The organism is Pseudomonas sp. gcc21, from assembly GCF_012844345.1.
Taxonomy (GTDB): domain Bacteria; phylum Pseudomonadota; class Gammaproteobacteria; order Pseudomonadales; family Pseudomonadaceae; genus Halopseudomonas.
Genome location: NZ_CP051625.1, coordinates 2079361 through 2093207, shown reverse-complemented (window position 1 = coordinate 2093207; position 13847 = coordinate 2079361). Strand labels below are relative to the sequence as shown.

Here is a 13847-nt window from a genome sequence, read left to right as displayed (position 1 = left end):
GTGCAGGGGCGGCCTTTAGCGCTTGTGCTTGACGCCGTATTCTTCCGACAGCGTGCCGGGGCTATCTTCCAGTTTCGGGGCGTAGTCGCGTGGGGGCTCGAAGCTGTCGAACACCGGGTCCAGGCGTTCGCGTCTGCTGCTATGGATTGGATCGGAATCGTCCTCCAGTGCAGCGAGCAAGCGCTGGCGTGTCATCTCGTCAGGAGCCAGTTCGACTGCGCCCTGCGTCAGATGCGCTTGCATCTCCTGATGGCTGCGATTCAGTTTCGACACCAGGCTCGCCGTGGTATTGAAATGACTGGCGACTTCCTGCTGGTACTCCTCGAACCGCAGCTGCAGGCCTTCAAGCTGGGCTTGCGTGCCGGTTCCGCCGCCACCGCCGACGCGTTTGGTCAGGCGCGCAATGACGACGCCGATCACTATGCCCAGCGCCAGGGAAATCAGTACTGCAATCCAGAGGTTTTCGTTTGGTTCCACCTTGGTTCCTCATCAAGTCGATCACTGCATGGGGTTACGGTAACGGCATTTCGGGTACAAGGCTAGGGTCTGTTGATCTTTAGTGATGCGCGCGCCTGCGCCCGCGAGGCACGTCCATGGGTCAGGTTTGCGCAGCGTCTGGTCGCACCCTGACGGCGCGTCTGACATGTATGTGAATCAGGACAGCTGTTAGTCTTGTGAGCATCCGACGCCATTTGATCAATAACAGTCACGGGAGTGGGCCATGAGCCGAGTAGCAGAACACGTCCAGCTAATAGAAGGGCCGGCTGGCCTGCTTGAAATGCTGGTCACTAAAGTCGAAGGTGCGGATTCGGTAGCTGTGATCTGTCATCCGCACCCCTTGCATGGCGGAACGATGCAGAACAAGGTGGTGCACACGTTGATGCGCGCGGCGCGGGATCAGGGCGCAAGCACCATTCGATTCAATTTCCGGGGTGTGGGTAAAAGCGCTGGTGCGCACGCCGATGGTATAGGCGAGATCGAGGATTGTCTGGCGGTTATTGGCTGGGCCCGAGCCAATCTCGGCGCAGATAAGCTATGGCTGATGGGATTCTCTTTTGGCGGCTACGTGGCTGCTGCGGCCGCGAGTCAGCTGGTTAGCTGGCCGGATCGCCTGGTGCTGGTTGCGCCTTCTGTCGAAAAGTTGCCTTTTGATGAATTGATGCCGCTGGCAGGGCCCGCGGTTGTCATGATGGGTGAGGCGGACGACGTGGTGGCCTCGGCTGCTGTATTCGAGCTGCTGGAAGGTAAGTCAGGCGTAGCCATGGAGCGCTTTGCGGACACAGGCCACTTCTTTCATGGTCGGCTGGTTGAGCTCAAGGACGCAGTGGAGCAGTACTTGCGCCAGATTGCCAACTCCGGATCTGACGGTTAGAGTATCGGCCCTCCCGTATTCCAGTGGACCCAGCATGACGCCTCTTTCACGCTATCAGGCGGACCTTCAGCGTCCGGACTTCTTTCACGATCCTGCCCAGGAAAATGCCGTACGCCATTTGCAGCGGTTGTATGACGAACTGGTGGCGAAGGAATCAGCAAAGCCGGGTCTGATCGGCAAGCTGCTGGGCAAGAAGCCGGAGCCGGTGAAGGGGTTATATTTCTGGGGCGGGGTAGGGCGCGGCAAGACGTACCTGGTAGATACCTTTTTTGATGCGCTACCCTTCGAGCGCAAAATGCGCACGCATTTCCATCGTTTCATGCAGCGCGTTCATCATGAGCTGGATAAGCTCAAGGGTGAGAAGAACCCCCTTTCGCTGATTGCCAAGCGCTTCGCCGACGAAGCGCGGGTGATCTGTTTCGATGAGTTTTTCGTTTCGGATATCACTGATGCAATGATCCTCGGGACGCTAATGGAGGAGCTGTTCCACAACGGCGTAACGCTGGTGGCGACCTCTAATATCGTGCCTGACGGCCTGTACAAGAATGGTTTGCAGCGTGCCCGCTTTCTGCCTGCCATTGCTTTGCTGAACAGCCACACCGAAGTAGTCAACGTCGACAGTGGCGTTGATTACCGGTTGCGCGCCCTGGAACAGGCTGAGCTCTACCACTGTCCTCTTGATGAGGAGGCTGAAGCCAGCCTGCGGCGCAGTTTCGAGAGTCTGGTACCCGAGTTGGCTGACGTCGTCGAAGGGGAAACCCTGACGGTTATCAACCGCCCCGTGCAGTCGGTCCGGGTGGGCGATGATGTGGGTTGGTTCGAGTTTCGGGAACTGTGTGATGGCCCGCGGAGCCAGAACGATTACATCGAGCTCGCGAAGATCTTTCACGCAGTGCTGATCGCCAATGTCGAGCAGATGGATGTGTCCAAGAACGATATGGCGCGGCGCTTCATCAATATGGTCGACGAGTTTTACGACCGCAATGTGAAGCTGATCATCTCCGCAGAAGTCGAGCTGAAGGACCTCTATACCGGCGGCCGGCTCGAGTTCGAATTCCAGCGCACCCTCAGTCGGCTGCTGGAAATGCAGTCCCATGAGTTTCTGTCGCGGCCGCACAAGCCATGACGCAAGAGGCCGCCCGAAAGGCGGCCTTTTTCGTTGTGCCGTTGTCAGCGTCTAGGGCGCAGGGTTGGGTTGACTCCGGTGTATGGCAGCTATGGCCTCGAGGATGGCATCGGACAGGCCCATGTTGATGCTGCTCAGGTTGCGATTGAGCTGATCCATATTGGTGGCGCCGATGATATTGCTGGTCACAAAAGGTTGGCGTGTCACAAAGGCCAGGGCCATCTGCGCCGGGTCCATTCCATGGTCGCGGGCGAGCTGCACATAGCGTGCGCAGGCGTGCTGCGCTTCCGGATTGGTGTAACGAGTGAAGCGGCTGAACTGGGTGAGTCGCGCCTTTTCCGGTCGCAGGCCGTTGAGGTATTTGCCCGTCAATGTGCCGAATGCCAGTGGAGAATAGGCCAGCAAGCCGGTCTGCTCGCGCATCGATATTTCCGCGAGGCCGACCTCATAGCTGCGATTGAGCAGATTGTAGGGGTTCTGGATCGATACGATACGCGGCCAGCCGCGGCTTTCTGCCAGATGCAGGAATCGGCTGACGCCCCAGGGCGTCTCGTTCGACAGCCCGATGTGACGAATCTTGCCGGCCCGGACCATCTCGTCGAGCACCTCAAGCGTATCTTCGATCGGGGTCAGCTGTTCATCGATGTCGTGCCGGTAGCCGAGATTGCCAAACATGTTGGTGCTGCGATCCGGCCAGTGAAGTTGGTACAGGTCGATGAAATCGGTATGCAGGCGCTGCAGGCTGCCGTCCAGTGCGGCGGTAATATGCTGACGGGTGAAGCGTGTCTGGCCATCACGAATGTGGCGCATGTCCCGGTTCGGGCCGGCAATCTTGCTGGCAACTACCCATTTGTCGCGACCGCCACGCTCGCGGAAGTAGTTACCGATGATGGTTTCGGTTGCCGTGTAGGTTTCTCCGCGCGGCGGAACGGGATACATCTCGGCGGTGTCGATGAAATTCACGCCGGCATCGCGGGCGCGGTCGATCTGTGCGAACGCTTCAGTCTGGGTGTTCTGCTCACCCCAGGTCATGGTGCCTAGGCATAGCGCACTGACTTTGAGCTGGCTGCGGCCGAGAGGGCGGTATTGCATGGGGAAACTCCTGCTGCTGGCGAAAGCCTTTATTAGTACCATGGCTGGAAATAAAGGTTGAAATTTTTGCCTCTCTTGGCATAATGCCCGCCACTTTCGACAGGATGCCTAGCCTGTCGTGGTTTACAGCGCAGATGCCACCAGACCCACAGAGCCCCCACTGAGTGTCTGTCTAGGCTTTGTTGTCTTGTAAAAACACATTTCATTCTGTAAGATTCGCCCTCTGTTTATTAGAGTGGCCTCTGAGGCTAGGATTAATGAAAACCTTTAGCGCCAAACCGGAAACCGTCAAACGTGATTGGTACGTAGTAGATGCCAGTGGTCTCACCCTGGGTCGTCTGGCTACTGAAATCGCTACACGTCTGCGCGGCAAGCACAAGCCCGAATACACCCCACACGTCGATACCGGTGATTACATCGTTGTCGTTAATGCCGAAAAGGTGCATGTGACCGGTAATAAGGCTCAGGACAAGATCTACTACAGCCACTCCGGTTTTCCGGGCGGCATCAAGTCAATCAACTTTGAAAAGCTCATCAATCGTGCTCCAGAGCGCGTGATCGAGTCTGCCGTAAAAGGCATGTTGCCGAAAAACCCCTTGGGTCGTGCAATGTACCGCAAGATGAAAGTGTACAAAGGTGCAGCTCATCCGCATGCGGCTCAGCAGCCTCAAGAACTCAAGATTTAAGGGAACTGATTATGTCGGCAACACAAAACTACGGTACCGGCCGTCGTAAGACTGCCACTGCTCGGGTCTTTCTGCGTCCGGGTAACGGAAATATCTCCATCAACAGCCGCAGCATCGAGAACTTCTTCGGTCGCGAGACTGCACGTATGGTCGTTCGTCAGCCCCTCGAGCTGACTAACAGCACCGAGAAGTTTGACGTATACGTCACCGTCAAGGGTGGTGGTACTACTGGTCAGGCCGGTGCTATCCGTCACGGTATCACTCGTGCATTGATGGAATATGATGAGACTCTGCGCAGTGAACTGCGCAAGGCTGGTTACGTTACTCGCGATGCCCGTGAGGTTGAGCGTAAGAAAGTCGGTCTGCGTAAAGCGCGTAAGCGTCCGCAATACTCCAAGCGTTAATTTCCGCGCTTGCGTCAACAGCGCCCGGTTTCCCCAAAGGATGCCGGGCGTTGTCGTATCTGCGACATGGTGTCACGCGCCCTGGTCGCTCCGCTGGAAACCCCGAATGACGCGCTCTGGCAGAGGCTTGCGGGCTAGAGGTGGTATGGATATCTCCTTGTCAAAAAAGGGCTTTTTCATTACCATCTGTTTCATTTTGTGCAAGCAGTACAAAAAAACTTCAAAGCCTTGTAAAAAGGCCTGTTTAGCTGATGGGAGACGACTGGATGAGTAATGACGGCGTTAATAACGGCCGGCGTCGCTTCCTGGTGGCAGCCACGAGTGTTGTAGGTGCCGCCGGTGTAGTGGGGGTAGCAGTTCCCTTTATAGGGTCCTGGTTCCCGAGCGCCCGAGCCAAGGCGGCTGGTGCGCCGGTGAAGGTTAATATCAGCAAGCTGGAGCCCGGTCAGCAGATTGTCGCTGAATGGCGTGGTCAGCCTGTATTCGTATCCCGCCGAACGCCTGAGGCGCTGGCTATTCTGGAAGAAAATACCGGGGTACTTGCGGATCCGCAGTCCGAGGCATCTGATCAGCCCGATTACGTTGACCCGGCAACGCGCTCGATCAAGCCTGACGTGCTGGTAGTAATGGGGATCTGTACGCATCTCGGTTGCTCGCCATTGTTCCGCCCGGAAGTCGCTTCGGCGGATATGGGGTCGGAGTGGAAGGGTGGCTATTTCTGCCCCTGCCACAGCTCCCGCTATGACATGTCCGGTCGGGTACATCGGGGCCAGCCGGCTCCCCTGAACCTTCCGGTTCCACCCCATTCCTATGAGTCCGATGACATTCTGGTGGTCGGCGTGGATCAGGAGACAGCCTGATGAGCAAGCTGCTTAACTGGGTCAACGAACGTATGGCCGTCACTCAGGTTTGGGAAGACCACCTGAGCAAGTATTACGCACCGAAAAACTTCAACTTCCTGTACTTCTTCGGATCCCTGGCCCTGCTGGTGCTGGTCAATCAGATCATCACTGGTATCTGGCTGACCATGAGCTACGAGCCTTCGGCAGCGGGCGCCTTCGCATCTGTCGAATACATCATGCGTGATGTGGATTACGGCTGGCTGCTGCGCTATCTGCACTCGACTGGCGCGTCCGCATTCTTCGTGGTGGTCTACCTGCACATGCTACGCGGGATCATGTATGGCTCCTACCAGAAGCCCCGTGAGCTGGTATGGCTGTTCGGTATGCTGATCTATCTGGTGCTGATGGGTGAAGCCTTCATGGGCTATCTGCTGCCCTGGGGTCAGATGTCCTATTGGGGTGCCCAGGTAATCATCTCCCTGTTCGGTGCTATCCCGTTCATTGGTCCGGATCTGGCGCAGTGGGTGCGTGGGGATTACCTGATCTCCGGTATTACGCTGAACCGCTTCTTCGCACTGCATGTTATTGCACTACCGATCGTGTTGTTGGGTCTGGTCGTCTTGCACATCATTGCGCTACATGAAGTGGGCTCGAACAACCCGCTGGGTATCGACATCAAGAAGAGCAAGGACGAAGCCGGCAAGCCGCTGGATGGCATTCCGTTCCACCCTTACTACACCGTGAAGGATATCGTGGGTGTGGTGGTGTTCCTGTTCGTGTTCTGCACCGTGGTCTTCTTCTTCCCTGAGATGGGCGGTTACTTCCTTGAGCATCCTAACTTTGAAGTGGCCAACCAGTTGAAGACGCCTGACCACATCGCTCCGGTCTGGTACTTCACACCGTTCTACGCGATTCTCCGCGCTGTACCTGCAATCGGCGGCTCCGCATTCCCGGGTGTACTGGCGATGGGTGCTTCTATCGCTGTGCTGTTCGTGCTGCCCTGGCTGGACCGTAGTCCGGTACGCTCGATCCGTTACAAGGGCTGGATGAGCAAGCTTTGGCTGGCTATCTTCTGCATCGTGTTCGTGGTGCTGGGCATTCTGGGTGCGATCCCGGGTAACGATACCCGGACGCTGATTTCGCAGATCTGTACAGTCCTGTATTTCGCCTTCTTCATACTCATGCCGTTCTATACCCGCATGGAGAAGACCAAGGCCGTTCCGGAGAGGATTCCTGGCTAATGAAAAATCGACTAATTGCCCTGTTATTTGCCCTGATGCCCTGTGTTGCGCTCGGCGCTGCCAGCGGATACGAGCTGGACGAGGCCAATATTGACCTGACCGACAAGGCTTCTCTGCAGGATGGTGCGCGTACCTTCGTTAACTACTGCATGGGTTGCCACTCTGCTCAGTTTCAGCGCTATGAGCGTGTCGCTACTGATCTGGGTATCCCTGAAGAGCTGATGATGGAGAACATGGTCTTCACTGGTGCTCTGATCGGTGACCACATGAAGAACGGCATGCGTCCTGAAGATTCCAAGGTCTGGTTCGGTGCTGCACCGCCGGATCTGACCATGGTTTCCCGTGTGCGCGGTGAGGATTGGTTGTACACCTACATGCGTACTTTCTATAACGATCCTTCGCGGCCGCTGGGCTCCAACAATATGGTTTTCCCGAACGTAGGGATGCCGAATGTTCTTGCGGAGCTTCAGGGTGATCAGGTAATCGGCTGTAAAGCGATGCCGGTCATGGAAGATGGCAAGCCCATGCGCGATACGCTAACGGGTGAAACCGTTCAGGAAGAGCAGTGCGATGTGCTGACTGTGGTGCCGGGCACTGGCACGCAGACCGAAGAGGAGTTTGACGAGACTGTTCGCAATCTGGTCGCTTTCCTGGCTTACTCGGCTGACCCGATCAAGCTCGAGCGCCATCGTATCGGCATCTACGTGCTGCTGTACCTGGCCTTCCTGTTCATCTTTGCTTACCTGCTGAAACGCGAGTACTGGAAAGACGTTCACTGATCCGCAGCTTTAACTGGATCAATTGCGCGCGCCCTTAGGGGCGCGCGCCTGTTTCTGGGGTATAATGCCCGCCTAATTGATAGCGGCCGGGGTATCCCTGGTTTGCGCGGCCGTGGCAACGCATGCATGCTGCTACCGCAACGCGCTAAGGATGAGGGTTGATATATGGGTGTTACCGCCAGCAAACGTTCGTCGATGGCTTTTTTCTCAGATCCACGGGACCATTATTGTCACCGCGTGCGCATTGTTTTGGCAGAGAAAGGGGTTACCGTCGATGTGATTAACGTCGAGTCAGGCGATCATCCGCAGGAGCTTATCGAAAACAATCCCTACAACACCGTTCCGACCTTGCTTGACCGTGATCTGGTGCTTTACGAGCCCAACATCATGATGGAGTATCTGGACGAGCGTTTCCCGCATCCGCCACTGTTACCCGTCTATCCGGTGGCACGCGCCAACACGCGCTTGCTGATGTACCGCGTGCAGCGCGACTGGTGCAATCTGGTGGACGTGATAGTAGACCCACGGACGCCGGCTGCGGCTGCGGCGAAAGCACGCAAGGAGTTGCGTGAGAGTCTGACCGGCGTTGCTCCGGTATTCGCTGAAATGTCTTTTTTCATGAGCGATGAATTCAGTCTTGTGGATTGCTGTATAGCGCCGATTCTGTGGCGTCTTCCCATGCTGGGGATCGAGCTGCCCAAACAGGCCAAGCCCTTGCAGGACTACATGGATCGCATTTTCCAGCGTGACGGCTTTATCGGAAGCCTCTCGTCCGCTGAAAAGGATATGCAGTAGCCATTCACCTTAATTTCAGGAGGCATGCATGGCTCAGATGAGCTCAAGCCGGCCCTATCTGGTACGTGCGCTATACGAGTGGATTCTCGACAATCAGTGCACCCCTTATCTTCTGGTCAATGCGGAATATCCGGACACGGTAGTGCCCGATAGTTTCGTTGAAGGCGGGCAGATCGTTCTTAATGTCTCGCCCAGTGCGATCCGGCATCTCGAGATGGATAACGACAAGATCAGTTTTGACGGCCGTTTCGGCGGCCGCCCGCAGCAGGTGTGGCTGCCGGCTCAGGCCATTATGGCTATCTATGCGCGCGAGAACGGCCAGGGCATGGTCTTCGAAATAGAACCGGTCACACCGCCACCTGAAGACGACAAGGATGGTACTGACGACGCCAGAACGGAAGCCAAGCCGTCCGGGCGGCCGTCGTTGAAGGTTGTCAAATAGAAGGATTTATCGAAGCCGACCGGGCTTTGGGGAAGGAAGATTGGGCCGGCTTTCTGAGGCCGGCCAAGACTTATCAGTCGATATACTCAAACAGTTTCACGATCCGCTGAACTCCGCCTACCTGCTGTACTGCCTGCACCGCCAGATCGGCTTCGCTGCGTCTGACCAGACCCATCAAGTAGACTACCCCTGCTTCCGTGACCACCTTGATACGGCGGCCGGGTATGTTGCTGTCCGCTAGCAGTCGGCTCTTGGCACTGGTGGTAATCAGGGCGTCGTTGTTGCGCGCCAGTAATGACAGTTTCGGGCCTACCGTAATTTCGTTGTGCACCACCTTGACGCGCTGCACCTCGCTCGCCACCCGCGCTGCAGTTTTGCGCAGCTCTTCATTCGGTGTCTGGCCGACAATCAGTACAACGCCGTTGAAGCTGGTCACCTCGATGCGTGAGTCGCGCTCCAGTGCAACGTCAGCCTTGGCGATGTTAACGCTCGTGCGGGTCTCGATCAGTTGATCGTCAATGGTGCTGCCGAGCGTTCGGGTACCATGATCGCCTTGCATTGGCGTATCCCGGGTGGCCGTCAGCACGCCGCTGCACCCGGTCAGGGTGGCCACGACCATCAAAACGCAGATCCCTTTGAGCATCATTCTTCGCTCCCGAATAGCTGGCGATCAATCAGATCGCAGAGGCAGTGGATGGCCAGCAGGTGTACTTCCTGAATACGGGCGGTAGAGCGCGCCGGCACCCGGATCTCGACATCTTCCGGTAGCAGCAGAGAGGCCATGGCGCCGCCGTCCCGGCCGGTCAGGGCAACTACCAGCATATCGCGATCATGTGCCGCCTGGATGGCCTGAAGCACGTTGCCGGAATTGCCGCTGGTGGAGATAGCCAGCAAGACGTCGCCTGGCTGTCCGAGGGCGCGGATCTGCTTGGAAAAGATTTCTTCGTAGCTGTAGTCGTTGGCAATGGAGGTGACAGTAGAGCTGTCTGTAGTAAGTGCGATCGCCGGCAGGCTGGGGCGCTCACGCTCGAAGCGGTTAAGCAGCTCCGAGGAAAAGTGTTGTGCGTCCCCGGCCGAGCCGCCGTTGCCACAGGAAAGTAACTTGCCTTCGTTCAGCAGGCTGTTAACCATTACCTGGCTCGCCTGCTCTATGCTTGGTCCCAGAGCTTCCATGGCCCGGGTCTTGGTTTCGATACTGTCTGTAAACAGTTGCCTGATGCGGTGCTGCATATCCATAGGAAGGAACTCGTTAGCAAGTAAAAGCTTCGCGGATCCATTGATAGGACGCCGGATCCGCAGGACTGCCATCGGCGGCAATGACATCGAAGCGACAAGGCTGGTCGGCCAGTTGAGGGTGGGTCAGTAGAAAATGCTGAGCCGCAGCAATAACGCGCTTCTGCTTGCGCCGGTCAACCGTCTCTACCGCGCTGCCCCACTGGCCTGTGCGCCTGAAGCGTACTTCAACGAATACTACTGTATCTGCGTCGCGCATGACCAGATCCAGCTCACCCAGCTTGCATCGGTAATTGCGCGCCAGCAGTCGCATTCCTGCTCTAAGAAGAAGCTGTTCTGCAAGACGCTCGGCCTGATTGCCAAGGATTTGCTTGGCGGTCAGGCGGATCATGGCGCGCTGATGACCTCGTCAACCGGAACGATGCGTCCTTCATGGATTACGCCCCAGCCCAGGCTGCGATGCACGCGGCCGTCCGGGCCTAGCGTCAGACGACCGGTTGCGCCTTCGATGCTGGCTTCTTCGTAGCGCTGAAGTTGCGGCAGGCGGCTGAATAGCCTTTGGGCGTCGGCGCCCATTGCGTACAGGCGGCCCATTGCGCCGGTTGCCTGCGGCCAGCTGCGGCTGACAGAATCATACAAGGCATCCGACCGGGTCAGCAGCCAAGGGATTTCTGCTACCAGCATGCCATCGAGATCAGCGTTATCCGCCGCATCCACGCCTAGTTGATACGCATGGGAGGTGGCGTAAACGGGGAGGTCGGCCGCGTATTGAAAGGCCAGCGTCGGCTTGATCTGTCGGGCCTGTTGTGGCGTGGCGGCAAGAAACAGCGCGTGCAGATCCTGGCGCGGGGTTGGCTGCACGACGACCTTGTTGCCTAGGGTGCTCTGGATGCGGGAGCCGCGTTGTTCGCTCTCGCGGATATTCAGCAGGTCGGCGATCTGTCGTGAAATGGTTGCGGGTTCATTGATTGCTTCGCGGCCAACCAATCGTCCGCCCAGTGCTTCCCATTCCGCCTGAAAAGCCTCGAAGGAGCGTTGCCCCCAATCAGTCTGGGCAATCAATGCGGCCATGTTCCTGTGACCGTCGTCCCAGGCGCGCCGTGCAGCGGAGCGGGCTTCGTCCTCCGGGGCCAGGCCGAACTGGAACAACGTTTGATCGGAGCTGATCGAGCTGTCTGTATAGTTAAGCGCGAGGGTTGGCAAGGGGAGTTCTGGCATACCCGCCAGACGGCTCACCTGATCACGCTCCAGCGGGCCGATTACCCATTGCACACCCTCGGCCTGGGCATCGCGATAGAAGGCCATGAGGTCGGCGTAGGCAGTACTGTCATACAGGCTGATTTGTGGCTGCTCCAGGCCTTGGCTATGGGCCTGGTATTGCGAGGCCATGAAGCCGTCCCGAAGGGCTTGAGCCGCGGCTGCCAACGGACCTTCGAAAGGCAGGAACAGAGCAATGTGGGTAGGACGGTTTGCATGCAGCTCGAGCAGCTGGGCGACTGAGTCAGGCATCAGCTTGGCTGCCGGATGGTCGGAAAAGGTTTCCTTCCACTTGTTGACGCCCTGGACCTGCAGATCCAGATTGTTTTGTTCGCGACTAATCAGGGCCAGCTGCACCCAGCCAGCGAATTCGCCTGTGGCCTCGCCGGCCGCCTTGTGCAGATCTTCCAGCGGGGCGCGATTGAGATCTTCCCAGATCGCCTGGTGATTCGCTTCGCGCTCGCCCAGTGGGAGCATGCCGTCAATGAATGTGCGCTCACGGGCGGCGCTGAGCGGGTCGCCAGTAGCCTGAAAGGCCTCTGCACGCAGTTGCTGGATGGCCAGCTGGTCCTCGATAGGTTGAGTCTCGAGATGGATCATCGAGGGGTGCCTTAATGCGAGCAAAGCCGCTTCCGGCTGCTCCAGCGCCAGCGCGCTACGCGCCTGGAGTTCGGCGAAGCGTAATTGCTGGTCCGGCGGCAGTTCACTTTGCGGAATCCTGCTGAGGATGCTGCGCACCCGCTCAGGCTGATTGGTGCTCCATGCGGCCTGTGCCGCGTACAAGCGCAGCAGGTACGCCTCGGCGCCCGAATAACGCTCGGCATCCTCAAGGATTTCTTCAACGCTTGCGTCCGGTGTGCGTGGCAGATCAGACAATTGAGAGGGCGGTGGGGTTGCGCAGCCCCCAAGCATTACGGCAATGGCCAGGGCTGTAAGCGACAGGCGATTCATGCGGGGCATCAGGCAATCCTTACACGGTGAGCCTCGCTGACAAGGCTCCGTAACTGTGAGGCAGTCATTGTAACCAAGGGGCGGGGTGACCGCCATGCGCTTCGCGGGAACCTGCTCACGTCCTGTACAATGCCGGTTCCAGTCCCGTCTTCAGGTAATGATATGTCCGCCAGCGCCGGAACCCTGTACATTGTCGCAACGCCGATTGGCAATCTGCAGGACCTTACGCCTAGAGCATTGGAGGTGCTGCGTACTGTGCAGCTGATCGCCGCTGAAGACACCCGGCACAGCGCCCGGTTGCTGCAGCATTTTGGGGTAACCACCCCGACTACCGCCTGCCACGACCACAATGAGCGCGATAAAAGTCAGCGCTTGATCGAGCGGATGTGTGCGGGTGAAGACATGGCGCTCATTTCAGACGCGGGGACGCCGTTGATTTCCGACCCTGGCTACCATCTTGTGCGTCAGGCGCGCGAAGCCGGTATTCGAGTGTGCCCGGTTCCAGGCGCTTGCGCGTTGATCGCAGCTCTCAGTGCAGCCGGTTTGCCCTCGGACAGATTCGCCTTCGAAGGATTTTTGCCAGCCAAATCCCATGGGCGGCGGGCCCGTATCCAGGCGCTGGCGGCCGAGCCCCGCACCTGGATGGTTTACGAGGCGCCGCATCGGCTGCTCGAGTGCCTTGAGGATATGCTGGCTCTGCTCGGGCCTGAACGGCATGTAGTGCTTGCCCGGGAGCTGACCAAAACCTTTGAGACAATCAAGGGCGCGCCGCTTGCCGAGTTGGTTGGTTGGGTACGTAGTGACTCCGATCAGCAGCGCGGCGAATGTGTGCTGGTGGTCGAAGGCATGCCGGCGCTGCCGGAAGGAGACGGGCTGGACCCGGAGGCTGAACGTGTGCTGGATATTCTGCTGACCGAGTTGCCGGTGAAGCAGGCGTCGTCCCTTGCTGCTCAGTTGACCGGCGTGAAGAAAAACCGCCTGTATCAGATCGCGCTGGAAAAAACCGGCAAGGCATGAGTCGCGTTCGTGCTGCCGGCTAATTGGTCCGTCTTTCGGAAACGCTCATTATAGAGCGTTGCAAAGAGTGCTTGCTCATCCTGAGGAAGCTCGCTAACCTTGCGTCCAAGAGTTGGCTGGACAGTCGCCGTACCGCTTGCGGTAGGGAGGAAAGTCCGGGCTCCATAGGGCAGAGTGCCAGGTAACACCTGGGGGGCGCGAGCCTACGGAAAGTGCAGCAGAAAATATACCGCCTAAGCGCGCAAGCGCCGGTAAGGTTGAAATGGTGCGGTAAGAGCGCACCGCACAGCTGGTAACAGTCTGTGGCTAGGTAAACCCCGCTCGGAGCAAGACCAAATAGGAACCCGTTGGTGCGGCCCGCACTGGGTTCGGGTAGGTTGCTAGAGGCAGTCAGTGATGGCTGTCGTAGAGGAATGACTGTCCTCGACAGAACCCGGCTTACAGGCCAACTCTTATTTTTTCCCCGCCTATCGCATTCTCTTTTCTGATCAAAAAATAATCCCTGGTAATAGTTCACATTAAGTTCCAGTCATATCTGCTTGAGACGTCAATATTTTGTCTGGCGCTCACGTCCCCGTATACCACAGTATTGCCCCGCTTTTTTGCTAAC

General features: G+C 57.7%; 16 protein-coding genes and 1 other RNA gene. 11 read left to right on the top strand and 6 right to left on the bottom strand.

What is annotated here, in order from left to right:
- Positions 1–15: 15 nt before the first annotated feature.
- On the bottom strand, positions 16–477 hold the full coding sequence (locus tag HG264_RS09630; protein WP_169407453.1) for a YhcB family protein: 462 nt from the start codon (positions 475–477) through the stop codon (positions 16–18).
- 244 nt (positions 478–721) lie between these two features.
- Here HG264_RS09630 and HG264_RS09625 point away from each other — a divergent pair, with 244 nt between their 5' ends.
- Both HG264_RS09625 and zapE read left to right on the top strand, forming a co-directional pair.
- Positions 722–1372 carry an alpha/beta hydrolase gene (locus HG264_RS09625; RefSeq protein ID WP_169407452.1) on the top strand — a complete coding sequence of 217 codons (651 nt, stop codon included), beginning with the start codon at positions 722–724 and terminating at the stop codon, positions 1370–1372.
- A gap of 34 nt (positions 1373–1406) precedes the next feature.
- Complete coding sequence (gene zapE / locus HG264_RS09620) at positions 1407–2498, top strand: cell division protein ZapE (RefSeq protein WP_169407451.1); 1092 nt, start codon at positions 1407–1409, stop codon at positions 2496–2498.
- Between the two features lie 51 nt (positions 2499–2549).
- Here the strand turns inward: zapE and HG264_RS09615 are convergent, their stop codons facing one another.
- Positions 2550–3590, bottom strand: a complete 1041-nt coding sequence (locus HG264_RS09615) for an NADP(H)-dependent aldo-keto reductase (RefSeq protein WP_169407450.1) — start codon at positions 3588–3590, stop codon at positions 2550–2552.
- Positions 3591–3847: 257 nt separating this feature from the next.
- Here HG264_RS09615 and rplM point away from each other — a divergent pair, with 257 nt between their 5' ends.
- The 7 genes from rplM to HG264_RS09580 all read left to right on the top strand — a co-directional run bounded on the left by rplM (position 3848) and on the right by HG264_RS09580 (position 8779).
- A complete protein-coding gene (rplM, locus tag HG264_RS09610; protein ID WP_169407449.1) occupies positions 3848–4276 on the top strand; it encodes a 50S ribosomal protein L13 in 429 nt (142 codons plus the stop codon).
- An 11-nt stretch (positions 4277–4287) separates the two neighbouring features.
- Entirely contained in the window at positions 4288–4680 is a 393-nt protein-coding gene (gene rpsI, locus HG264_RS09605; protein WP_169407448.1) for a 30S ribosomal protein S9, read from the top strand.
- Between the two features lie 266 nt (positions 4681–4946).
- A complete protein-coding gene (gene petA / locus HG264_RS09600; protein WP_169407447.1) occupies positions 4947–5540 on the top strand; it encodes a ubiquinol-cytochrome c reductase iron-sulfur subunit in 594 nt (197 codons plus the stop codon).
- Positions 5540–6763, top strand: a complete 1224-nt coding sequence (locus HG264_RS09595; protein ID WP_169407446.1) for a cytochrome bc complex cytochrome b subunit — start codon at positions 5540–5542, stop codon at positions 6761–6763. The genes petA and HG264_RS09595 overlap by 1 nt, the downstream gene beginning before the upstream one ends.
- The gene (locus tag HG264_RS09590) at positions 6763–7542 is read left to right on the top strand and encodes a cytochrome c1 (protein WP_169407445.1); all 780 of its coding nucleotides are present in this window, start codon (positions 6763–6765) and stop codon (positions 7540–7542) included. The genes HG264_RS09595 and HG264_RS09590 overlap by 1 nt, the downstream gene beginning before the upstream one ends.
- A gap of 165 nt (positions 7543–7707) precedes the next feature.
- Positions 7708–8337 carry a glutathione S-transferase N-terminal domain-containing protein gene (locus HG264_RS09585; protein WP_169407444.1) on the top strand — a complete coding sequence of 210 codons (630 nt, stop codon included), beginning with the start codon at positions 7708–7710 and terminating at the stop codon, positions 8335–8337.
- Between the two features lie 37 nt (positions 8338–8374).
- Complete coding sequence (locus HG264_RS09580) at positions 8375–8779, top strand: ClpXP protease specificity-enhancing factor (RefSeq protein WP_169409082.1); 405 nt, start codon at positions 8375–8377, stop codon at positions 8777–8779.
- Between the two features lie 73 nt (positions 8780–8852).
- On the opposite strand, the gene HG264_RS09575 is transcribed toward HG264_RS09580, so the two are convergent.
- The 4 genes from HG264_RS09575 to HG264_RS09560 are packed head-to-tail and all read right to left on the bottom strand — an operon-like array spanning position 8853 to position 12229.
- Positions 8853–9422: a BON domain-containing protein gene (locus HG264_RS09575; RefSeq protein ID WP_169409081.1), complete on the bottom strand. Its 570-nt coding sequence runs from the start codon at positions 9420–9422 to the stop codon at positions 8853–8855.
- The gene (locus HG264_RS09570) at positions 9422–10015 is read right to left on the bottom strand and encodes a phosphoheptose isomerase (protein WP_150299471.1); all 594 of its coding nucleotides are present in this window, start codon (positions 10013–10015) and stop codon (positions 9422–9424) included. Before HG264_RS09570 ends, HG264_RS09575 begins: the two co-directional genes overlap by 1 nt.
- Before the next feature lie 13 nt (positions 10016–10028).
- Entirely contained in the window at positions 10029–10403 is a 375-nt protein-coding gene (locus HG264_RS09565; RefSeq protein WP_169407443.1) for a YraN family protein, read from the bottom strand.
- Complete coding sequence (locus tag HG264_RS09560) at positions 10400–12229, bottom strand: penicillin-binding protein activator (RefSeq protein WP_169407442.1); 1830 nt, start codon at positions 12227–12229, stop codon at positions 10400–10402. Before HG264_RS09560 ends, HG264_RS09565 begins: the two co-directional genes overlap by 4 nt.
- A gap of 153 nt (positions 12230–12382) precedes the next feature.
- On the opposite strand from HG264_RS09560, the gene rsmI reads away from it, so the two are divergent.
- A complete protein-coding gene (rsmI, locus tag HG264_RS09555) occupies positions 12383–13237 on the top strand; it encodes a 16S rRNA (cytidine(1402)-2'-O)-methyltransferase (RefSeq protein ID WP_169407441.1) in 855 nt (284 codons plus the stop codon).
- A gap of 108 nt (positions 13238–13345) precedes the next feature.
- Positions 13346–13694: RNase P RNA component class A (gene rnpB, locus HG264_RS09550), an RNA gene on the top strand.
- The last annotated feature ends 153 nt before the right edge of the window (positions 13695–13847 follow it).